This window comes from Tenacibaculum piscium (assembly GCF_021390755.1).
GTDB lineage: Bacteria > Bacteroidota > Bacteroidia > Flavobacteriales > Flavobacteriaceae > Polaribacter > Polaribacter piscius.
This window is the reverse complement of sequence record NZ_JAJGWR010000001.1, coordinates 32,855-56,844: the sequence shown is the minus strand read 5'-3', so window position 1 is coordinate 56,844 and position 23,990 is coordinate 32,855. Positions and strand designations below refer to the sequence as shown.

Here is a 23,990-nt window from a genome sequence, read left to right as displayed (position 1 = left end):
AGCGCAAAACTACGCTTTTTATTAGACAACATTATTTTATAGAAGTCACTTTTTTTCAAAAAAAAATATTATTATTTTTTGATTACTTTTTTAAACAAAGGCACTGTTGAACACGCCTCCCCAAACATGATGCTTTTACAAACAGGTTGAATTTTGCTAACCAACAATGTATAAGCACTTTGCGGAATTGGTTTATCAGAACAGCCTTTTATGATGAGTCGTTTATCTTGATATTCTGTGATATTTAAATTCGTAATAATATCATTAAAAAGTACGGTTTCTAGCAATTCTAAATCGCCAACCACTACTTTTTTAGCGAAATCGGTCAATTTTGTCGTTAATAATAAATATGCCCAAGATGGAATAATAGCATCATCAGAACACTTTAAAGCGACATAATTACCGTCATATTGTTGCCAATTATGATTTTTCACGTGTTCTCGAAAGTCTTTTTCTCGAAGGATGATTCCTTGATATAGCCAATCTTTAATATCAAAAACAACCCGATTTCCTTTCGGATAAAAGTCTTCTAAATCAATAGTTGTTAATTGACTGTTTGCTATTTTATTTATAATTTCTTCTGACATTTTATAACATTCCTAGTTCTAACTTTGCCTCTTCGCTCATCATTTCTTGCGTCCAAGTAGGGTCAAAAGTTATTTCAACTTCGCAATTATTAATCTCTTCTAATGATTTTACTTTATTTTCAATATCCACAGGCAAACTTTCTGCAACTGGGCAATTTGGTGAAGTTAAGGTCATTAAAATTTTAGCGTCCTTCTCCTCGGATACAAATACATCATAAATCAATCCTAACTCATAGATATCTACTGGAATTTCTGGATCGTAAATTGTTTTTAAAACGCCTACTATTTTATCGCCTAATTCGTCTAATTCTTTATCGGTCATCTTTCTACTTCTTTAGATTTTTAATTTGATTTTTTTATTTCGCTATTTAATTTAGCTTGATAATTTTGATTGTTGTGCAATCGCATACATTTTAATTTGTTTAATCATCGATACTAAACCGTTTGCACGTGTTGGGCTTAAATGTTCTTTCAAGCCAATTTCATCGATAAATTTGGTATCGGCATTTAAAATTTCTTGTGGTGTTTGATTCGAATATACTCTTAACAATAAGGCTACAATTCCTTTGGTTAAAATAGCATCGCTATCGGCGGTAAAATGAATAGTATCATTTTTAAGCTCGGAATATAACCAAACTTTTGACTGACATCCTTTAATTAAATTTTCATCTAACTTATAGGTTTCGTTGATGATAGGTAATGATTTTCCTAAGTCAATGATATATTCATAACGCTCCATCCAGTCATCAAACATAGAAAACTCGTCAATAATTTCTTCTTGTATTTCTTTGATAGTCATTTTTTAAAACTATTTTTGCACTGTGTAAAAGACACGTTATTAAAAGTGCAAAATTACAGTAAAAAAACAAGAAATGAGCAAATTATTAGCAGTTGGTACCGTAGCTTTTGATGCTATTGAAACACCTTTTGGCAAAACAGATAAAATATTAGGAGGTTCAGGAACTTATGTCGGATTGGCAGCGTCTCAATTTGGCGTAAAAACAGGCGTAGTTTCTGTGGTTGGTGGCGATTTTTCGCAATCATATTTAGATATGATGAACGACAAAGGCATTAATACCGATGGAATTGAAGTTGTAAAAGAAGGAAAAACATTCTTTTGGAGCGGAAAATATCATAACGACATGAATTCTCGTGATACTTTAATTACAGAATTAAATGTGTTAGAACATTTTACCCCTGTCGTTCCTGAGGAATTTAAAGATGCTGGGATTGTAATGTTAGGAAATTTACATCCTTTAACACAGGCGTCAGTTTTAGACCAAATGAGCAAACGCCCAAAATTAGTGGTTTTAGACACCATGAATTTTTGGATGGATATTGCTTTAGATGATTTACATACTGTTTTAAAACGTGTCGATGTTGTTACTATTAATGATGAAGAAGCACGTCAATTAAGTGGAGAATACTCGTTAGTGAATGCTGCGAAAAAAATCCATGAAATGGGACCGAAATATGTGGTTATCAAAAAAGGAGAACACGGCGCTTTATTATTTAGTGAAGGAAAAATGTTTTTCGCACCAGCATTACCGTTAGCCGAAGTCTTTGATCCAACAGGAGCTGGAGACACCTTTGCAGGAGGTTTTTGTGGATATTTAGCAAAAACGGAAGATATCTCGTTTGATAACATGAAAAATGGAATTATTTACGGATCTAATTTAGCCTCCTTCTGTGTTGAAAAATTTGGAACACAACGAATGGAAGAACTTACAAAGGACGAAGTGCTAACACGTCTGCAGTCTTTTAAAGAATTAACACAGTTTGATATTGAATTATCATAAATAAAAATCCGCGCTTTTTGCTGCGGATTTTTTAGTCAAAAAAAGTAGAATAAACACAATACCCTTTTAAATATTTTTTTCAAATGAGTGATGCTATTAAACATGAGTGCGGTATTGCAATGGTTCGATTATTAAAACCATTACAATATTATAAAGATAAATACGGAACCGCTTTTTACGGTGTAAATAAAATGTATTTATTAATGGAAAAGCAACACAATCGTGGGCAAGATGGTGCAGGATTGGCAAGTATAAAATTCAATGTAGCACAAGGAACACGCTATATTAGTAGAATACGTTCGAACCAACCACAACCAATTAAAGATATTTTTGGTAAAATAAACGATAGAATTAACAATGTTCTTCAAGAAAATCCAGAAAAAACAGACGACATAAAATGGCAAGAAGATAATGTTCCTTATTTAGGAAACCTATTTTTAGGACACGTTCGTTACGGTACTTTTGGTGGAAATTCTATCGAAAATGTACATCCTTTTTTACGTCAACGTAATTGGAAACATCAAAATTTACTTGTTGCAGGTAATTTTAATATGACCAACTCAAAACAACTTTTAAATGACCTAATCGAATTAGGACAACACCCAAAAGAAGCAACCGATACCGTTACGGTAATGGAAAAAATTGGTCATTTCTTAGAAGATGAAGTTTCTAAATTATATGTCAAAGCAAAAGAAATTGGTTTTAGTAAAAAAGATGCTTCTGGTTATATCGAAGAACATTTAGATATTCAACGAATTTTACAGCGTTCTGCAAAAAATTGGGACGGTGGATATGCCATGGCTGGTTTATTAGGACACGGTGATGCCTTTGTATTAAGAGATCCATCGGCAATTCGTCCTGCATTTTATTATCAAGATGATGAAGTTGTAGTCGTTGCCTCGGAACGTCCTGCGATTCAAACCGTATTTAATGTTCCTATTGATGAAATTAAAGAAATTGATAGAGGTCATGCGTTAATCATCAAAAAAAGTGGCGAAACTTCTATGAAACCAGTTCTGGAACAACGTCCTAAAAAAGCCTGTTCTTTTGAAAGAATTTATTTCTCTAGAGGAAGCGATGCCGATATTTATACAGAACGTAAAAATTTAGGAAAATACGTATTTCCTGAAGTTTTAAAATCAATTGATGATGATATCGAAAATGCAGTATTTTCATACATTCCGAACACCGCAGAAACCTCATTTTTTGGAATGATGGAAGCTGCTGAAGATGTGTTAAATCAGCAAAAAACAGCCGCTATTTTAGCAGGTGGAACAAAATTATCCAAAGAAAAAGTAACCGATATTCTTTCAAAAAGACCTCGTTTTGAAAAAATTGCCATTAAAGATGCAAAATTAAGAACCTTTATTACTGATGATAGTAGTCGAGATGACTTAGTAGCACACGTTTACGATGTTACTTACGGCGTGGTAAAACCAACCGATAATCTGGTAATTATTGATGATAGTATTGTTCGTGGTACGACTTTAAAGAAAAGTATTATCAAAATATTAGATAGATTAAATCCGAAGAAAATTGTCGTGGTTTCTTCTGCTCCTCAAATTCGTTATCCTGATTGTTATGGTATCGATATGGCGAAAATTAATGATTTTATCGCTTTTAAAGCCGCTTTAGCATTATTAAAAGAAACCAATCAATATGATATTATTAATACCGTATATGAAAAATGTAAACAACAACAAGTTAGCGAAGATAAAGATGTTGTAAATTATGTGAAAGAAGTATATGCTCCTTTTACTGATGAACAAATTTCTACTAAAATTGCCGCCTTATTAAAAACTTCAGATATTAAAACTGATGTTGAAGTAATTTTTCAAAATGTTACTAATTTACACAAAGCCTGTCCTGATAATTTAGGTGATTGGTATTTCACAGGAGATTATCCTACTGATGGAGGAAATCGTGTTGTAAATCAAGCATTTATTAACTTCTACGAAAAGAATGATGAAAGAGCATATTAAATTTTTATAAGCTTAAAAAAAGAGTTTGATTAAAATATCAAACTCTTTTTTGCTTACTTTTCTCTTAGACTTTCTCTTAGTTTTTACTTCAAAATAAAGAGTATAAAATAAAAAAACCTGAACAATATTTTGTTCAGGTTTTTTATTTAAAATCTTAAAAATTAAAAGTAATCTTGAAATAATTTAATTATTAATAATCCAAGAAATATAATATAATTGTCCTACTTGACCAGAACCTGGTGCTACGAAGTACTCTTTTCCAAATAAATTGGTTCCTCCAATTTTAAATTTAGATTTCATAGAGGGAATACGATAATTTAATTGTGCATCAAGTACAGTTCTTGCTGACACATCTCCTTTTACAAAAGTCGAAACCCATTTATATTCATCTTGCCATCTCGCATTAATATTGAAACCGAAATTTCGATACAGTTTAGTATTACCAAACTGTAATTTTACACTATGCTTAGGCGTATTAAAATTAGGATCAAATTGACCATGATCTTTATCTTCAAATTGATAATCATTAAAACTATAGTTTACTCCGAAATCAAAATTCTTAAATAATTTGGTATGCATTCCTAAAGCAAAACCATACGATTCTATTTGAGATTTACTATTCGTTACAATATTAAACTCATTAACATCACCATAGGTAAAAGCCCTATACGCTACTTCGTCAAAGACTAAAACTCCAGCATCATTAGTGTATCCAAACTCATTTTTAGGTTCTAATAACTCGGCAGCTGTTAATTTTCTATTTCCATAAGGATATACTTTTCCTGCGTTAACAACAACAACATCTTGTATAAAAACAAAATCATCATGCTGACTGTAATACGCATTAATATCTAAATCAAAATTAGTGCTATTATTGATGCGAAACATACTTCGATATCCTAATTCTATTGTTTTAACAAGCTCTGGCATTACTTCTTTATAATCCGATTTTTCAAAAGTAATATTATCTCCGTATGAAGTTTTAGTAAGCAATGAATTGTTTAAAATCTCTTGTCCAGAAATTGGTCGATACTTACCGATATAAGATTTTGAAGCATCATCCCAAGCTTCATAATAATTATTACCATAAGAAATTCGGTTTAAGTTCTCAGCTACTGTTCCTATATTTTTTTTTCTGGCTGATTCTAAAAATTGATATTGCTCCTGAACTGTTGGATTTCTAAAACCTGTTTGAAATGACGTTCGGAATACATGATTTCTTTCTTTACCAAAAGCATAATTTAAAGCTAATTTAGGAGAATAATTTCCATCAAAATTAGTCGCTTTATCATAACGAAGTGAAGCTGTTATTTTTAATTTCTCTTCCAATAATTTTTTCTGAATTTGAGAATAGAAACCATATTCTTCTATTGCTATTTTCTGAGAATAATCATTAAAAAGTGTTCCTCTAGAATTTGGATTATATTTTCTATAAGAAGCACCTGCTTGTACATCAGCCCAATTATTTAAAAGAGATTTAAAATTATAATTACCATCAATATGTTTATAATTACTTTTTTCATACAAAGCACTTCCGCCTTCCGATATTAATGTAGACGTAATTTTACTAAACTCTTTATTAAAAGCACCTGTATTAGGTTTTAACCTATTTGCATCTGCTAATTTTCTGGCCTCATTAATTGATTTTCCATTAAGATATCTTTGATTAACATATTGAGTTGTCCAATCATAGTTATTAATAGTATTCTCTTCAATTAGCATTCCTGTTTTTGTTAAGTCATATGAATTACCAGAATTATTTCCAGTATAATACCCTCTAAGATAAAAGTTATGTCCTTTCAGTTCTAATTTGTGCTGTTCTGTTTGGTAGTTACGTTGCACGAATCTGTTTGCTCCTTGAAAAAGGTTATTTCGTGACGATAATCTAGAAGATAATTGAATTTCTAAGCGTTCATCTTTAAAAGGTCTAACATATAACGACCCTGAAAATCGTGCATTATTGGTTTTAAAATCATTTCTCAATAATTCAGCTTCGGTATATCCTGTTCTACTTAAATGTGTTCCAAATGGAATTTCTTTTATGCCCGATTTTTCTTCTTTTAAATAATCATTATAGTCTGATAAGTCACTAAAAACTTCATCTCCATAAATATTTACTCCATCATAATCTAAGGTTTCTTGTCGAGTACCTTTTATTAACTTATTTGTATCAATTTCTTTATTTCTTAAATCATTTGCATGCCATTCTTCAGCCTGATAGTATGAAAAATTAACTTTAGCGGCAAAATAGTCGTTAAATTTATAGGCCATTCTTATAGATGTATCATAAAAAGGATTATTTCCTCCTTCTTTCTGACTCATATAACCACTTTTAAAGATGCTACTAATACCTGTATGATCGAATGGATTTTTGGTATTCATAAGCATCAATCCGTTATAAGCGTTGGCTCCATATAATGCTGATGATGCTCCTGGTAAAATTTCAACACTAAGAATATCTAATTCTGAAACTCCTGAGAAATTTCCAGTACTAAAACTTAAAGCCTGTGAAGCGGTATCCATACCGTCAATCATTTGTACAAAACGAGAGTTACTAAAATCAGAAAAGCCTCTAGTATTTATGGATTTAAATCCATAACTTCCTTCTCTTGATTGTATTCCTTTTAGATTTACTAAACCATCATAAAAAGAATTAGAAGAAGTATTTTTAATATCAGTTAGTCCAAATCGTTCAATAGTTACTGGAGATTCAATGATTTTTTCAGAAACTCTCGAAGCAGATATTACTATTTGGTCTAGTAATAAATTTTCTTTTAAAATAATATTAATTGATTTTTTATATTCTTGAATAATCAATTCTTCTGTTTGATACCCAAAAGCACTTACTTTTAAAGTTACAGGAAATTTATCATTATACGTAAATGTAAATTCACCAACATCATTTGAGGTACTTGTTTGATTTGCTAATCGAATCTTAGCGTTATAAAAAGGCTCTAGATATTCATCATAAACAGCACCTTTTATTTCTATCTGCGCATAAGAAATGATGCTAGACAATGCTAAAACAATAATTATGAAGTGTTTTTTTAACATTTTTTTTAAAATTTTATTTAAGTATAAATATATAAATTTTTATTCTTCTAAAGAAAAATTAATAGGAAAACCATACTTAACAGAAACTCTTTTTCCTTGTTTTTCTGCTGGCTTAAATCTTGGTAATAATGAAACGACACGAATTGCTTCGTTGTTCAATATTTCAGCATCATCAGGTCCTAATGTTTTAATGTTTTTGACATATCCATTTTTATCAATAATAAAACGAACCCAAACCTCTCCTTGTAAACTCTGTCTAACAGCTTCCCCAGGATAATTAAAATGATCAGAAATATGCTTCATCATTTCGTTATTAAAACAATCCGATACTTCTTCTTTTGTTATTTCATTACATGCACTAAACGAAGGAATTTCATCAACTGTTGGAAATGTTAATGCTTCTTTAATTTCTTCTTTTGATAATTTATTTTTAAGTTCTTCAATATTTTGTTTAAGGTCAATTTTCTGACGTGTCTTTATAATTTCTGAATTAATCCCCGAGCTAACTCCTGAACTAATCCCTGAAGTACTCAAATTATTCGTGTTTAACATTTTTTTTCTTGCAGATACTTTAACCCTTATTTTTCGAGATCGTTTATTATCAGATTTTTCTAAGGTACTAACAGCACATTTTGTAATTGTATTTAGGTCAATATCAGCACTCTCGTCTGGAGATTCACAAACTTTTTGAGCAACTGCCACTAAATTTACAATAAGCAACAAGGCTAGGAATAGTAATTTTTTCATAATAAAAAAATTAAATTATTTAAATTATTTTTAGTTTTGGGGGGTAATTTGAGGGGGTACAAAGATACATAAAATTAAGCTATCTTGATAAAAAAACATAAAATAGATTAATTTTACGTTAAAAAAACCTAAACAAATTAATTGTTTAGGTTTTTTTATTAAATAAGGATATTTTAATTCTTTACTAATTAATAGTCCAAGAAATATAATACATTGATCCAATAAGACCTGAACCAGGTGCTACAACATATTCCTTTCCGGTTAAATTAGTAGCTCCAAGTTTAAATGTTGATTTAAAAGAAGGAATTCTATAATTTACTTGGGCATCTAGAATTGTTCTTGCGCTAACATTTGCATTTATAAAATTAGATTCCCATAAAAATTTATCTTGCCATCTTGCATTTATATTAAAACCAAAATTTTTAAATAAATTTGACTTACCAAACATCAATTTAAACTGGTGTTCTGGTGTATTAAAACCTGATTGAAAATCGAAATCATCTTCTTGGTTAAATAATAATTTTGTTAATGTATAATTCGCACCAAAATTAAACGATTTAAAAACTTTTGTGTTTAAACCAATTCCAATTCCATATGAATCTATATCTGCACTAGTATTGGTGTTTAATAAAACGGTTGTAACATCATTATTAGAAAAAGCTTTTAAAGCTGCATCACTTGGCACTCCTTTTCTTACCGATCCGTAATTGGGAATTAACACGGTTTTGTTAGCTACAAAATTTTCATATTGATTGTAATATCCATTAACATCTAATTCCATGACGTTGGTGTCACTTAGTTTTATAATACTTCTGTACCCTACTTCATACGAAGTTACTTTTTCTGATTCGATAGGAGTTGGATTAATATGAACAGGTACTTTATTATTTAACATAAATGATTTCTCAAAAACATCTTTTCCTGTAATAACATTTTTAGTATTATTTTTATTAATAACTTCTGTCGAAAAACGGTTAATATTTTCCTTTGACGTTCCCAAAAGAAACGTATTTGGTCCTGTTTTTAAACCGATATATTGTTCCAAAGTACTTGGCGTTCTAAAACCTGTTTGATATGAAACTCTTATTATTCTATTTTCGTGTATTGCGTAATTTAAAGCTATCCTTGGTGAAAAGTTGGCTTTAAAATTTTTTGATTTATCATAACGAATAGATCCTGTAAACTTTAATCGATCATCTAAAAATTTCTTTTGTAATTGAGAATATGCTCCAATCATATCAAAATCAATAGAATTATTTTTATCTGTAAATAAAGTACCTTGTGAATTAATCTTATAAGTACGATAAGAAGCACCTACTTGAATTTCTCCCCAAGTAATTAGGTCCCTAAAATTATAATTAGCATCAATATTAAGAAGTTTTGTTTTATCTTTTACCCCAGCTCCACCTTCATTAATAGATATTTGTTGCACTTCATCTAATGCTTGATTAAAAGCTGGAGTACCTGGCTGTAGCCTATTTCTATCGGCAAAAGCTCTAGCGTCTTTATCATTTCCTGCTGAAAAACCAGGCACCTTTCCTGAAAATGCAGTTGCATATTCTCCGAACCACTTTTTACTAGGATTATATTTTTCATTTAAAGCAATTCCCACAAAACGTAAATCAGAGCTATTATCAATAGAGTTACCTGTATAAGAACCACGAACAAAGAAGTTTTTCCCTAAAAATTCTAATTTATGCTGTTCTATTAAAAAATCTTTTTGAGAAAATCTATTAGCACCTTGATATAAATTATTTCCTAATGAAAATCGAGAATTTAAAATAACCTCTAATTTATCATTTCCAAAAGGTCTTACATGAAATGACCCGTCAAATTTTACACCATCTCCATTATAATCATAAAGTTGGGTCTCGGCATATCCTGTTCTACTAACATTTCCAATTACGGGTAACTCATAAGAAACCTCATCCCCGTAAAAGTTTACACCATCATAATCAGGCGTATCTTCTCTCGTTCCTTTTTTAAAAACACCTCCAACCCCTGTTGTATTAGTTGCATCATTTGCATGCCACTCTTCAGCCTTATAAACAGTAAGATTCACTTTTGCAGCAAAGTAATTACTAAATTTATATGCCATTCTTATACCTACATCATAAAATTGTTCTGAACCAGCAGTAGCTTCTTGATTTATAAAACCTGTTTTTAAATAAGTACTTATTCCTGCATAATCAAATGGATTTTTACTTCTCATCAATAAAATACCGTTAAAAGCATTTGCTCCATATAAAGCTGATGAAGCTCCTGGAAGTATCTCAACATCTTTCACATCTAACTCCGATAAACCAACAATATTACCTGCCGAAAAATTTAATGCAGGAATAGAAGTTTCAACACCATCGACTAATTGTACAAATCGGGTATTATCGAACGTAGAAAAACCACGTGAATTGATTGATTTAAAACCATAACTAGCTTCCCGAGAATCGATTCCTTTTAAGTTCGTCAATCCATCATAAAAAGAAACAGAAGTATTATTTTTAATATCAACAACTCCCATTCGTTCAATAGTTACTGGTGATTCAAGAACTCGTTCAGGTGATCTTGAGGCAGAAATTACTACTTCATCTAACGCAGTATTTTCTTTTAAAACAATATTTAATTCTTGCTCTAAATCAGTAATTTCAACAACTTCTTTTCGATAACCAAAAGCTGAAATTTGAATTGTAAAAGGAAGTTTATCTGTTGCGATTAGCGTAAAATCACCATTAATATCTGAAGTTGTAATACCACCATCTAATGAATTGATAATTGCACTAGGAAAGGGCTCTAAGTATTCATCATATACCTTTCCTTTTAAAGTAACTTGTGCTGATAAAGCAATACTAAAGATTACAAAAAAAAATAGTACTATTTTTTTTAACATGTTCTTTGAATTAAATTAGTTGAGATAATTTGGTTCTGACTATAGTTAAGAGCCTAAAATTTTAAATTATTGTTCTAAAGCAAATGAGATCGGAAAGCCATATTTTACAGAAACACGTCCGCCATCTTTTTTCGCAGGGATAAATTGAGGTAATTTAGAAACAACTCTAATAGCTTCTTTACTTAATAAATCACCATTTTTAGGAGCTAATGTTTTAATGTTTTTTACCTCTCCGTTTTTATCGATAATAAAACGAACCCAAACCTCTCCTTGTATTGATTCTTGAATAGCACCACTTGGATACTGAAAATGTTTAGAAATATGATGTATCATATTTTCATTAAAGCAATCGGCACGTTTATTTTTATTTACTTTTTTACAAGCATTAAATAAAGGAATTTTATCAACAGAAGTAAATTTCGCTGCTTTTTTTAATTCTTCTACAGATAGTTTACTGTTAATTTCTGCAATATTTATTTTTGAAGAAACCGTTTTTTCAAGAGCTAATTCCTGTATTTTATTTTTAGAAGCATGCTGAACTTCAGCAATACCAACTCCTACTCCTTTGAACTTCGTAACTTCTTTTTTTCTAGAAATTTCTCTTTTCTTAAGGTGTCTTCTATTAGCCGATACGGTAACTGAAATTTGTCTTGATTTTTTATTTCTCTTATTTTTAGATTCTTTAATAGTACATTTAGTAACACTAATACTATTTAAATCCTGATCAATTTCATCTGGTGATTCACATACTTCTTGTGCTACCATGTTGATTGACAAAAATAAAGTTAAAATCAATACGAATATGTTTCTCATAATATGGGGGTATTATACACTAAATTTTAAACTAATCAAATAACACGAATAGAGTTAATTAAGGCAAAGATATTTATTTTTTAGCCTTAAAAAAAATAAACATGCAAGAAAAGCAATAAAAACACTTTAAATATTCTTTAATTTAAGGTGAAATTCATGGGGAATTTATATAATACAGGCACCGTAACTCCTTTTTGTTTCCCTGGTGTAAATTTAGGCAATAATAAAACAATTCTCATCGCTTCTTTTTTAAGAATATCATTATTTTTATTATCCTCTTTATTATCGCTTTTTATTTTGATATTATTTACTTTTCCATGTTTATCAATAACAAAACGAACTTCTAAATTTGCTTCAACACCTTTTTTCAAAGCTTCTCTTGGATACTCAAAATTATCGATAATATGTTTTTCCATTTGATTATTAAAGCACTCCATTCTATCTAATGAACTTTGATTACAAGAAGCAAATAATGGTATATTTTCTACCACATCGAACGCAATATATTCTTTTGCTGATGCTTCTTTTAAAACAAGTAATAAGTCGGTATCTATTTTGTTGCTTGTTTTGATAGTTGCAAGGCTATTTTTTTCAAGATTACTTGCTAAATGAACGACTTTATTTAAGTAAACTCGTTTTTTTAAGTATCGTTTGGTTGGGCTTGTTATTTTTTTGGTTGTTTTTACCGCTTTATGAATTTTACATTTATTAGGGGCAAGCGCATGAACATCGACAACAGTTTCTTTTTTAGCGACACAAACTTTTTGGGAAAAAATCTGTGTAATGCTAAAAACAGTAATTAGTATGATTAGTATATTTTTCATCACAATATATTTTAATTTTAAACAAATAATTCATTTTTTTTCTTTGAGAAAAAAGATTGAACGCCTTTAAGCGATTTGACTTATAAATAAAATGTTATTGGAATCTTGCGTTGAAAAGCCATATCAAAAATTGATTTTGATAGGCTAAAACTGGAATATATTGTTACTTTATTTTTCATTTTTAGGGGGAATAAAATGGTTAAAATAGTTATTATAAATATGATACTAAATATACTAAAAAAAAGCACATAAAAAAATTTTTCTAGGTGCTTTTTTGTTTAATAAAATGTTATTTTATTGTAAATCATCTTGATATAAGAAATTATTGTAAGGGAATCGTTGAATATGGATTCTTTTAACTTCTTCATAAACTCGTTCTTTAAACGCTTCTAAATTGTCTTTATTTAGTGCTGATATAAAAAGACTTTTTTCACCTAAATCGTTCATCCAAGTTTTGTTCCAATCCTCTAAAGTGTAGTGATTTTTTGATTTTTCAGTGATTAAATCATCCTCTTCAATTGTATCATGAGTGTAAGCATCAATTTTATTAAACACCATTAGAGTAGGTTTGTTGGCACTTCCTATTTCGTCTAAAATTTTATTTACTGATGCAATATGATCTTCAAAATTAGGATGTGAAATATCCACAATATGTAATAATAAATCGGCTTCACGAACTTCGTCTAAGGTCGATTTGAAAGATTCAATTAATTGCGTTGGCAGTTTTCTGATAAATCCAACGGTATCGGTCATTAAAAAAGGAATGTTTTTGATAACGACTTTTCGAACCGTGGTATCAAGGGTTGCGAATAATTTATTTTCTGCAAACACATCACTTTTACTGATGACATTCATTAAGGTTGATTTCCCAACATTGGTATATCCAACTAATGCGACCCGCACCATTTTACCTCTATTTTTACGTTGAACTGCCATTTGACGGTCAATCGTATCGAGTTTTTTCTTCAATAAAGTGATTTTTTCTCGAATAATACGACGGTCAGTTTCAATTTCTGTTTCCCCAGGACCACGCATTCCGATTCCTCCTTTTTGCTTATCAAGGTGTGTCCATAATCGGGTTAATCGAGGCAATAAATATTGACATTGTGCCAATTCTACCTGTGCTTTTGCAGAACTTGTTTGTGCTCTTCCTGCAAAAATATCTAATATTAAATTGGTTCTATCTAATACTTTACATCCTAATTCATTTTCAATATTACGCAATTGCGCAGGCGATAATTCGTCATCAAAAATAGCGATACTTATGCCATGTGATGCGATATACATTCTTACTTCTTCTAATTTACCAGTTCCTAAAAAAGTTTTAGGATTTGGTTTTTCCATTTTCTGAACAAAGCGTTTTACAGCAACTCCTCCTGCTGTTAAAGTCAAAAACTCCAACTCATCTAAATATTCTTCAGATTGTTTTTCGTTTTGTTTTTGAGTTATAATACCAATTAAAACTGCTTTTTCAACTATTTCTTCACGTGTTTCTTCCATATAGATGCAAAAATACAAATTTATCAATTGAACAACTCTTTTTAATTTGTTGTTTGTAATATTTAAAATATATCGAGAAGCTTGTTTAGATTTTAGTCCAGAAATTACTAGCACTGATAAAAAATGTAGCAAATCAGAATACGTAACTTATGTCAATGAAAAATAATAAAAAAAGAAAAACAACACAAAATAAATAGACTTAGCCCCGATTGAAGCAATTGTTTGAGCTCCTTTTTTTGATTTTTCTTCAAAAAAAGAGCGAGTGCGGAAAGCGGGAAATAGCTTCCCATAATTTTAAAATTAAAACATGAAAAAACACTCACTTTTCAAAAAAATGAGTGTTTTTAAAATATTTTAAATCTTGCTAAAATTATATTTTGATAAAATCATCAAAAGCGATATAATACGGTTGGTCTTTAAAAACAGGCAATTCCACACTTTCTGAATTTGCAATACCAATGCCTGCAAACCAAATTTTTGCATTTTGTTTTTTGGCGTGTGCCTTAAAAGTTTCCATCCATAAAACATCGTAATCTTGAGGCGATTGAATATTATTGGTGGTTTTTACTAATACAAAAATGGTTGGTTCGCCTTTTTTAAACAACACAAACTGCGGATGTTTTTTCAGTTCGCTATTGATAGCAACAAACTCATACCCCATTTTTTGCAGTTTTTTACCGACAATATTCATTCCTAAATTATGAATTTCTTGTTTGGTAAGTACTTTCATTATTTTTTCTTATTACGCATATTATAGTTTTTATCGCCTCGAGTTTTAGGTTTTTTATACTTTTTCGCAATTTCTCTACGATACGAACCTCCTTGATTTGTTTTACTATTTTTCTCGCTTTTTTCATGGAAAGCAGGTCCAGGAACATACTCTAAAGAAGTTCTGTTCTTATCTCTTTCTCCATCTTCTTTCGGGCGTTCTTCTTCGGTTAATTGTGTAGAAATCTCAACATGTTCAGGAATTTCCAACATTGGAATTTCATAATTCATCAATTCTTCAATTCGCTCTTTAGCTTCTTGTTCTGCTTTTGTTGAAAAAAGAATCGCTGTTCCTTCATGTTCTGCACGTCCTGTTCGTCCGATTCTGTGCATATAATTTTCAGGGAAATAAGGCGTATTAAAGTTGATAACGTGTGTTACTTCCGCTAAATCCAATCCACGAGCAATTACATCAGTAGCAATTAAAATACGTTTTTCACCTTTATTGAATTGTTCGATAGAACGCAAACGATAATTTTGTGTTTTATTCGAGTGAATTACACACGATTCAGTTGGAAACTCTTCTTTTACACATTCAAATAATCGGTCGGCATTTCTTTTATTTGGCGTAAAGATTAACACTTTACTATATTCCATTTTATTATAAAGTAACTCATGTAATACGTTTACTTTGGTATAAAAATTAGGAATATCGTAGCTAATTTGTTTGATATTATCAAGTGGCGTTCCACTTACGGCGATAAAAATCTTTTTCGGAGCGATAAAGAAATCATCAATTAACGCTTCTACGTCTTGTGTCATTGTTGCCGAGAACATAATGTTTTGACGGCGTACAGGTAATAATTCAAAAATATTTAATAATTGAAATCTGAAGCCTAAATCAAGCATTACATCTACCTCATCAATCACTAATTTTTGGATTGATTTTAACTTTAAAGTATTACTTAAAGCCAAATCATATAAACGACCAGGAGTTGCGACAATAACATCTGCACCTTGTGCCACCGCTTGTTTATGACGATTTAAAGGAATACCTCCAAATACACCAATAGTGCGTAAGCTCATAAACTCTGAAAGCTTTTCAATTTCACTAACCACCTGAACTACTAATTCACGGGTTGGCACTACTACAAGCACTCGTGGGTGTTGTTGTTTTGAAAATTTCAAATCACGAAGTATTGGCAACATATAAGCAAAGGTTTTCCCCGTACCTGTTTGTGCAATACCAACCACGTCTTTACCAGAACGTATTATTGGAAAGGCTTCTTCTTGAATTGGTGTTGGATTTACAAAACCTAATTCTTCAATGGCGTTTTGTAATGGATTTGATAAATCTAAATCTTGAAAAGTAATCATTTACAGTAATTTGGCGCAAAGGTACGTTTTCTAAGCCCAAATACCATAAATATATTTCTTTGGATAAAATGCCTGTATTTTTAAGCACAAAAAAAACCGATACATTACTGTATCGGTTTTATATAATTTTTGATTTTTTTTAGTTGATAAAGATTTATCCTCCAAAATCATCAAATCGAATATTTTCATCAGAAAGTCCGAAATCTTCTCCCATTTTTTGAACAGCATTGTTCATTAATGGTGGACCACAGAAATATAATTCTAAATCTTCTGGTGCTTCATGTTTCGATAAATATTCATTAATTACCACTTGGTGAATAAATCCTGTAAAACCGTCTCCAGCTTCATCATGTATGTCTGTTTTAACTTTCCAGTTATCCGCTTCTGTTGGATCTGATAATGCTATAAAGAATTTAAAATTCGGAAAATCTTTTTCTAAAGCTCTAAAATGATCTACATAGAACAATTCGGCTTTAGAACGACCACCGTACCAATACGTTACAGTTCTTCCTGTTTTTAAGGTTCTGAATAATTGATATAAGTGCGAACGCATTGGTGCCATACCTGCTCCACCACCTACATATAACATTTCAGCATCAGATTCATTAATAAAGAACTCACCATAAGGACCAGAAATTGTTACTTTATCTCCTTTTTTACAGTTGAAAATATAAGAAGAAGCAACTCCTGGGTTTACATCCATCCATCCACCTTTTACTCTATCAAAAGGAGGTGTTGCAATACGTACATTTAACATAATTTCTCTTCCTTCGGCAGGATAAGAAGCCATTGAATACGCACGTTCTACGGTTTCTTCATTTTTCATAACGAGTGGCCATAAACCGAATTTTTCCCAATCTCCTTTAAACTTATCAGGTTCTCCTGGATGTTCTTTTGGATGTGCTGTAACGTCCATATCGGCATATTTTACAACAGTGTTTGGAATTTCAATTTGAATATATCCACCTGCTTTGTAGCCCATTTCTTCTGGAATTTCAACTACAAATTCTTTAATAAATGTTGCTACGTTATAATTTCTTACCACGGTTGCTTGCCATTTCTTAATTCCAAAAATTTCTTCTGGAATAGAAATATCCATATCTTGTTTTACTTTTACTTGACATGCTAAACGGATACCATCTTGTAATTCTTTACGAGTAAAGTGTGGTGTTTCGGTTGGTAAAGCTTCCCCTCCACCAGAATTTACATGACATTCACATTGCACACAAGATCCACCACCACCACAAGCGGATGGTAAGAAAATCTTTTCAGCTCCTAAGGTTGATAATAACGTTCCTCCTGAGGCAACTTCCACTACTTTATCGCCGTTAATTGTAATTTTTACGGGTCCTGATGGCGCTAATTTTTGCTTTACAAATAATAATAATCCTACTAAAATTAATACAATTATTAAAAATGATATAACTGTTACAGCTACCGTACCTCCTGTACTTACTTCTAAAAATACCATTATTCTGTAATTTTTTTAGGGTTATCAGCTAATTTTTCAGCTTTCTCTTTTACGTTTCCTATCTTCGTTTTAGTATCAATTACATTCGAAGTAACCGTCGTTGTTTTTGGGGCTTCTTTGCTTTTTGGTGTATCTCCACCTGTTAGCATTCCTCCAAAACTCATAAACCCGATTGCCATTAATCCCGTAATAATAAAAGTAATTCCTAAGCCTCTTAACGGTGCAGGAACGCTTGAATATCTAATTTTTTCACGAATAGCAGCAATGGCTAAAATCGCTAAAAACCATCCAATTCCTGAACCAATTCCGTAAGTTAATGATAAACCTAAGGTTGGTATTTCACGCGATTGCATAAATAATGATCCTCCTAAAATTGCACAGTTTACGGCAATTAATGGTAAGAAAATACCTAAAGAGTTATACAATGCTGGTGCAAATTTCTCTACAATAATTTCTACCAATTGTACCATCGTTGCAATGGTTGCAATAAACATGATAAATGATAAGAAACTTAAATCGTAATCAGCATATTCAGCTCCTAACCATTTTAATGCTCCTGGTTGCAATAAATATTGGTCTAATAACCAGTTGATAGGTACTGTTACAGCAAGTACAAAAATAACGGCAGCTCCTAAACCTACGGCTGTAGTTACTTTTTTTGATACTGCTAGATACGAACACATTCCCAAGAATGTAGCGAATACCATGTTATCAATAAATATCGACTTGAAAAATAATTCTAAATGTTCCATGTTTTTATATTTTTCCCTCTTTATTCTTTTTTTTGATTCAAAACACTCTTATTTATTAACATATTATAAACTTGTTAATGAATATTTTTGATCAAAATTTTCTAAAGATTTTTAAAAGGATTTAATCCTCGATTAATGCTTTGTTTCTACTACGTTGCACCCAAATAATAATCCCTACCACGATTAATGCCATTGGTGATAATAACATAAATCCGTTATTTTCGTATCCTAAGGCGTATAATCCTGTTTGTTCTATTGGGTCTCCTAACACTTTAAATCCTAATAAAGTACCAGAACCTAACAACTCTCTAAAGAAACCTACGGCTATTAGAATAGCACCGTATCCTAAGGCATTTCCAATTCCATCTAAGAAAGCTCTCCAAGGACCGTTTCCTAAAGCAAATGCTTCAAAACGTCCCATAATAATACAGTTGGTAATAATTAATCCTACAAATACGGATAATGTTTTACTCAATTCGTATGCAAAGGCTTTTAATACCTGATCAACAACAATTACTAAAGAAGCAACTACGATCAACTGTACAATAATTCTAATTTTTGATGGAATAATATTTCTCATTAAAGAGATGACCACATTTCCAATACCTAATACAAATAATACAGAAATTGCCATTACAATTGAGGCTTTTAATTCTGCAGTAATTGCTAAAGCAGAACAAATACCTAATACTTGAATGGTAATTGGATTGTTATCTAATAACGGGTCTGTAATTAATACTGCGTCTTTTTTTGATAAAATTCCCATAATTATTTTAAGTTTTGAAAATAGGGTACATATAATGCTAACTCAGATTTAATCATTGCAGAAACACCATCACCAGTAATCGTAGCACCAGCAATTGCGTCTATTTGATTATCTTTTTTATCATCGTTCTTTGGGTCGTTGTTACTTTTGGTAATATTCAGTCCAACATATACATTTTTTGATATTAGGCTTTCCCCAATAAAATCATCCATGAAATAACGTTGGTTGATATTTGCACCTAAACCAGGTGTTTCACCTTTATGGTCAAAGAAAACACCTACAATGGTCATATCTTTATCCATACCTATATATCCCCAAATAGCGTCCCAAAGCCCTTTTCCTCTAATAGGTGCGATGTAAATAGTTTTCCCATCTTTTTCACCTATAAACAAAGGTAATTTTCTTATTTTTCCTGCTTTGGCAGCGGTTTGTTGTTTTTTGATATCTATTAAATACGCCTTATCATCTGGGGTAACTTTAGTTCCTTCGATGATGAGTTGTTTTTTAATATATTTTGAAAACTCACCTGCTACTTTATCTTTAGAAACAAAGGCTACACTTGTTTCATCATTTTCATTTACGCCCATGGCGTATAAAATGTTTTGTTGTTTTTCAACACGTTTATTCGCTTCAATCATTGGACGAAGTGATGATGCTGTAAAAGCTAACAATGCCCCTACTATTAATACCATTGCGATGGCAAAAAGTAGCGTATATCCGTTACTGTCTGTTTTTTTACTCATGATTTTTAGGCTGTTTTAACTTTAGCACGTTTTAATCTTTTCTTGACATTTCCTTGAACCACGTAATGGTCAATTGTTGGTGCAAAAACGTTCATTAATAAAATAGCTAACATTACTCCTTCTGGATATGCTGGATTAAATACACGAATCATAATCGAAATAAATCCGATAAAGAAACCATAAATCCATTTTCCTTTATTGGTTTGTGATGCTGATACAGGATCAGTAGCCATATATACTGCTCCAAAAGCAAAACCTCCAACTAGTAAATGTTTCCAGAAATCTAGACTCATTAAATCGTAAAATTTACTTCCTGAGCCAATCCATCCGAAACCAACAACTTGGTTAAAAATGAATCCCATTACCAATGCTCCTACTACTGCTGATAGCATAATTCTCCAGCTTCCAATTTTAGTAAAAATTAAGAATAATGCTCCTAATAAAATTAATAGGGTTGATGTTTCACCTACCGAACCAGGAATAAATCCGAAGAACATATCCCAAGTACTGTACGCCACTTCTTTCCCTTGTGCCAAACTTCCTAAGATTGTTTCTCCAGAAATAGCATCTGCTGTTCCTGTTAATTCTCTAGCATCAGCTACCCATACTTTATCTCCTGACATCCATGTTGGATATGCGAAGAATAAAAAGGCACGTATCGTTAATGCAGGATTTAAAATATTCATTCCTGTACCTCCGAATACTTCTTTACCGATAACCACACCAAAAATAACGGCAATAGTTAACATCCATAAAGGCAAATCGATTGGTACAATTAAAGGCACTAACATTCCTGTTACTAAATACCCTTCTTCTACTTCGTGTCCTTTGATTACTGCAAAAATAAATTCTACTACTAATCCTACTACATATGATACAATTACTAACGGTAAAATTTTAACGAAACCGATTAAGAAATTATCCATATTCCAGAAATCTCCACTAAAGAAAGACATTCCTTCTGTAAATCCATTAACTGCAGCGTTATGTTGATACCCTGCATTGAACATTCCGAAAAGTAAACACGGTACCAACGCCATAATAACGATATTCATGGTACGTTTTAAATCATCGGCTGCCTTTATATGAGTTCCTCCGTGAGTTGTCTCATTAGGCAAGTATAAAAAGGTGTGGATTGCGTTAAACGCAGGTGCCATCTTCGTACCTTTATATTTTTCTTTTAACTTATGTAAGTTTTGTTTTAAGCCCATATCTTATCCTAATTCTTCTCTCATTAAGTCCAATCCTTCACGAATTATTTTCTGGTGAGGTTGTTTAGACACACAAATAAATTCTGTTAAAGCGAAATCTTCTGGTGCAATTTCGTACGCTCCTAATCCTTCCATTTCGTCAAGATCTTTATACATACATGCTTTTAATAATTGCATCGGATACATATCTAACGGAAATACTTCTTCATACGCTCCTGTAACTACAAAGGCTCTGTGTTCACCGTTTGTATTGGTATTTAGGTCGTATTTTTTCTTCGGATTTAACCAAGAGAATGTAAATGCTCTTGAGGTAGAAACCTTGTTAAATACAGGTTTATTCCAACCGAAAAATTCATAATCATCACCTTCAGGAATTGCGGTTATACTATTTTCGTAGTATCCTAAATATCCATCTTGTGCAACTTGAAGACCGCTTAATACGTTTCCGCTAATTATACGAGTATTATCGGCATTTAAATTTCCTTTTACAAGTGATGCAATATTCGTTCCTGCCAAAGCAGATACATATTGCGGCTTGTTAAATTTAGCACCAACTAAAGCAACAGTACGTTTTGCGTTAAACTTCCCAGTTAATAATAATTCACCGATTATCATTAAATCTTGAGGCGTTACAACCCACACAACTTCTCCTTTATTAAGAGGATCAATTTGTGCAATTTGCGTACTTACATTACCAATAGGATGCGGTCCTGATAGCTTGTGTAACTCAACACCTTTTATCGCCTTAAAAGGAGATAATGTTGAATTAACAGAAACCGATACATGTACCTTACCTTTTGTTAATTTGGTTAATGCCGTTAAAGCTGCTTGCAATTCGGCTTCTTTATTTTTTAGCACATAATCATAATCTGCTGCGAGTGGTGCACTTGCGTAGCCTGACACAAAAATTGCTTTTGGAGCTTGATTTGGATTTGCAACCACGTCATACGGACGTTGTTTTACAAATGGCCAACAACCTGAAGCTAATAAGTGAGTTTTCACTTGTTCGCCAGACATTGCATCAACATCTTTTTTACCAAAATCTTTGTGTTGCTGCTGTGCATCAGCAGTGATTTTAATTGCTAAAACTTTTCTTCGAGCTCCACGAACGATTTCCGTAATTTTACCGCTAACAGGACTTGGAAATAAAATACGTGCATCACTTTTATCATAAAAAAGTGCTTCACCTGCTTTTACTTCGGTACCTTGTTTTGCTAAAATTTTAGGAATAACGCCATGAAAATCGTCAGGCTTAATTGCATAATCGCTACCCAACGGAAGTTCGGTAGTAATTTGCTCTGCGTCGCCAACGAGCTTGATATCCAAGCCTTTCTTAATACGGATGTCTTTTGACATAGGAACTGATTAAATGATTTTCTAAAAACAAGCAAATTTACAGATTTTGTTTTTTCAAGTAAGTGTTTATATTTATATCTTTTCAACAATCTTCTATTTATACTGATTCTAAACAATAAGTTGTAATTGGCGTACATTTTGATACCTTTGTAATATGACAAAAATCCTCTTTATATTTTTATGTTGCGCAACACATCTTAGCGGTATCGCACAGCACATTAAAACGATTCAATTACGACCAAAACAGGCTACAAACCAGTTTTCGGCAATAGTTCCCTTAGGTAGTGTTTTAAGCTTATCTTTTGATGATTTAGACGGCGATACCAAAGAGTATCAATATAAAATTGAACAAATGACACACGACTGGAAACCAAGTAATTTGTTGTCCAATCAATATATTGAAGGATTTAATCAAGATGTAATTACCAAAGTTAGCAACGCTTTTAACACCCTGCAATCGTACACAAATTATCAAGTTGAAATACCGAATGAAACCACTAAAATTACTAAAAGTGGTAATTATTTAATCAGTGTTTTAAATGAAGATTATGAAGTTGTGTTTTCAAGAAGATGTGTTTTCTATGAAAAAATTGTAACCGTAGGCGTTGCCGTTTTTAAAAGTAATCATGAAAAATCAAAAAATCAACAGCAAAATGTACAATTTACCATACATCATCAAAATTTAAGAATTAACAACCCAACACAAGAAATAAATATCGCTTTATTTCAAAATAATGACTGGAATACGCTACGAAAAAACATAAAACCTAAATTTATAAAACCAAATCAATTATTGTATAATCATACGATTGAAACTAATTTTTGGAGCGGAAATGAATTTTTAAATTTTGATACCAAACATATTCGAAATTCCAATTTATATATCGCCAAAACACAGAGAAAAGAAATTTACCATCATTTTTTATATACTGATGAAAAAAGAAACGATAAAAGATATACTTATAATCCTGATATTAACGGACAATTTGTCATCCGAAGTTTAGAAACAAATGACCCAAATACACAAGCCGATTATAGTATCATTCATTTTTCATTAGCTTCTTTTGAACCGTTTCAACATAAAAAAGTATATGTATATGGAGCGTTTAATAATTATGAAATATCCGAAGAAAATAGTATGAAATACGATTCTATTGATGAAAAATATCATGCCGAAATTAAACTAAAACAAGGTTTTTACAATTATAGTTACGTAACTTTGAATCAAAACAAAACCCTGAATTTACACGAAGTTGATGGCTCTTTTTATCAAACTGAAAATGAATACACCGTACTTGTTTATTACAAGCCTTTTGGCGAAAACTACGACCGAGTTATTGGCGTTGGAAATGGGTATTTCAATCAAATTTAATCAAAAAAAGATAGTTTTTGTAAGTAAATAAGTGCAAAAACGAC

Annotated in this window: 20 protein-coding genes; 3 read left to right on the top strand and 17 right to left on the bottom strand. The window is 31.4% G+C overall.

Annotation, left to right across the window (positions count from 1 at the left end; genetic code table 11):
* Positions 1 to 71: 71 nt before the first annotated feature.
* From L0U72_RS00265 to L0U72_RS00255, 3 genes are read right to left on the bottom strand one after another with little or no spacing between them, the layout of a single operon-like run.
* The gene (locus L0U72_RS00265) at positions 72 to 587 is read right to left on the bottom strand and encodes a DUF2480 family protein (protein WP_233896788.1); all 516 of its coding nucleotides are present in this window, start codon (positions 585 to 587) and stop codon (positions 72 to 74) included.
* A gap of 1 nt (position 588) precedes the next feature.
* Positions 589 to 909, bottom strand: coding sequence for a DUF59 domain-containing protein (locus L0U72_RS00260; protein ID WP_101918170.1), 321 nt, complete (start codon positions 907 to 909; stop codon positions 589 to 591).
* A 51-nt stretch (positions 910 to 960) separates the two neighbouring features.
* The gene (locus tag L0U72_RS00255) at positions 961 to 1,386 is read right to left on the bottom strand and encodes a SufE family protein (RefSeq protein WP_101918171.1); all 426 of its coding nucleotides are present in this window, start codon (positions 1,384 to 1,386) and stop codon (positions 961 to 963) included.
* A gap of 73 nt (positions 1,387 to 1,459) precedes the next feature.
* Between L0U72_RS00255 and L0U72_RS00250 the strand changes: the two genes are divergently transcribed.
* Together L0U72_RS00250 and L0U72_RS00245 are read left to right on the top strand one after the other, a co-directional pair.
* Positions 1,460 to 2,386, top strand: a complete 927-nt coding sequence (locus L0U72_RS00250; RefSeq protein ID WP_101918172.1) for a PfkB family carbohydrate kinase — start codon at positions 1,460 to 1,462, stop codon at positions 2,384 to 2,386.
* An 83-nt stretch (positions 2,387 to 2,469) separates the two neighbouring features.
* A complete protein-coding gene (locus L0U72_RS00245; RefSeq protein ID WP_233898097.1) occupies positions 2,470 to 4,368 on the top strand; it encodes an amidophosphoribosyltransferase in 1,899 nt (632 codons plus the stop codon).
* Positions 4,369 to 4,551: 183 nt separating this feature from the next.
* Here L0U72_RS00245 and L0U72_RS00240 read toward each other — a convergent pair whose 3' ends face one another.
* From L0U72_RS00240 to L0U72_RS00175, 14 genes are all read right to left on the bottom strand, one after another.
* Positions 4,552 to 7,422 (bottom strand): TonB-dependent receptor plug domain-containing protein, encoded by a 2,871-nt coding sequence (locus tag L0U72_RS00240; RefSeq protein ID WP_233898096.1) that lies wholly within the window; start codon positions 7,420 to 7,422, stop codon positions 4,552 to 4,554.
* Between the two features lie 39 nt (positions 7,423 to 7,461).
* Complete coding sequence (locus tag L0U72_RS00235) at positions 7,462 to 8,169, bottom strand: energy transducer TonB (RefSeq protein WP_193699575.1); 708 nt, start codon at positions 8,167 to 8,169, stop codon at positions 7,462 to 7,464.
* A 184-nt stretch (positions 8,170 to 8,353) separates the two neighbouring features.
* Positions 8,354 to 11,053: a TonB-dependent receptor gene (locus tag L0U72_RS00230; protein WP_233898095.1), complete on the bottom strand. Its 2,700-nt coding sequence runs from the start codon at positions 11,051 to 11,053 to the stop codon at positions 8,354 to 8,356.
* Between the two features lie 66 nt (positions 11,054 to 11,119).
* Complete coding sequence (locus L0U72_RS00225; protein WP_233861294.1) at positions 11,120 to 11,866, bottom strand: energy transducer TonB; 747 nt, start codon at positions 11,864 to 11,866, stop codon at positions 11,120 to 11,122.
* A 137-nt stretch (positions 11,867 to 12,003) separates the two neighbouring features.
* A complete protein-coding gene (locus L0U72_RS00220; protein WP_233898094.1) occupies positions 12,004 to 12,690 on the bottom strand; it encodes an energy transducer TonB in 687 nt (228 codons plus the stop codon).
* Positions 12,691 to 12,984: 294 nt separating this feature from the next.
* Positions 12,985 to 14,190: a GTPase HflX gene (gene hflX, locus L0U72_RS00215; RefSeq protein ID WP_101918179.1), complete on the bottom strand. Its 1,206-nt coding sequence runs from the start codon at positions 14,188 to 14,190 to the stop codon at positions 12,985 to 12,987.
* Between the two features lie 370 nt (positions 14,191 to 14,560).
* Complete coding sequence (locus L0U72_RS00210; RefSeq protein WP_101918180.1) at positions 14,561 to 14,920, bottom strand: Na(+)-translocating NADH-quinone reductase subunit F; 360 nt, start codon at positions 14,918 to 14,920, stop codon at positions 14,561 to 14,563.
* Positions 14,920 to 16,272, bottom strand: a complete 1,353-nt coding sequence (locus L0U72_RS00205; protein WP_233898470.1) for a DEAD/DEAH box helicase — start codon at positions 16,270 to 16,272, stop codon at positions 14,920 to 14,922. Before L0U72_RS00205 ends, L0U72_RS00210 begins: the two co-directional genes overlap by 1 nt.
* Before the next feature lie 157 nt (positions 16,273 to 16,429).
* Positions 16,430 to 17,746, bottom strand: coding sequence for an NADH:ubiquinone reductase (Na(+)-transporting) subunit F (gene nqrF, locus L0U72_RS00200; RefSeq protein WP_233885421.1), 1,317 nt, complete (start codon positions 17,744 to 17,746; stop codon positions 16,430 to 16,432).
* Entirely contained in the window at positions 17,746 to 18,498 is a 753-nt protein-coding gene (nqrE, locus tag L0U72_RS00195; RefSeq protein WP_233898093.1) for an NADH:ubiquinone reductase (Na(+)-transporting) subunit E, read from the bottom strand. Before nqrE ends, nqrF begins: the two co-directional genes overlap by 1 nt.
* Before the next feature lie 121 nt (positions 18,499 to 18,619).
* A complete protein-coding gene (locus tag L0U72_RS00190) occupies positions 18,620 to 19,264 on the bottom strand; it encodes an NADH:ubiquinone reductase (Na(+)-transporting) subunit D (protein ID WP_101918183.1) in 645 nt (214 codons plus the stop codon).
* A gap of 2 nt (positions 19,265 to 19,266) precedes the next feature.
* Positions 19,267 to 20,007: a Na(+)-translocating NADH-quinone reductase subunit C gene (locus tag L0U72_RS00185; protein ID WP_193699571.1), complete on the bottom strand. Its 741-nt coding sequence runs from the start codon at positions 20,005 to 20,007 to the stop codon at positions 19,267 to 19,269.
* Between the two features lie 5 nt (positions 20,008 to 20,012).
* Positions 20,013 to 21,218 carry an NADH:ubiquinone reductase (Na(+)-transporting) subunit B gene (locus L0U72_RS00180; RefSeq protein WP_193699570.1) on the bottom strand — a complete coding sequence of 402 codons (1,206 nt, stop codon included), beginning with the start codon at positions 21,216 to 21,218 and terminating at the stop codon, positions 20,013 to 20,015.
* Positions 21,219 to 21,221: 3 nt separating this feature from the next.
* Positions 21,222 to 22,574, bottom strand: coding sequence for a Na(+)-translocating NADH-quinone reductase subunit A (locus tag L0U72_RS00175; protein WP_193699569.1), 1,353 nt, complete (start codon positions 22,572 to 22,574; stop codon positions 21,222 to 21,224).
* A gap of 154 nt (positions 22,575 to 22,728) precedes the next feature.
* On the opposite strand from L0U72_RS00175, the gene L0U72_RS00170 reads away from it, so the two are divergent.
* Entirely contained in the window at positions 22,729 to 23,946 is a 1,218-nt protein-coding gene (locus L0U72_RS00170) for a type IX secretion system plug protein (RefSeq protein WP_233861299.1), read from the top strand.
* The last annotated feature ends 44 nt before the right edge of the window (positions 23,947 to 23,990 follow it).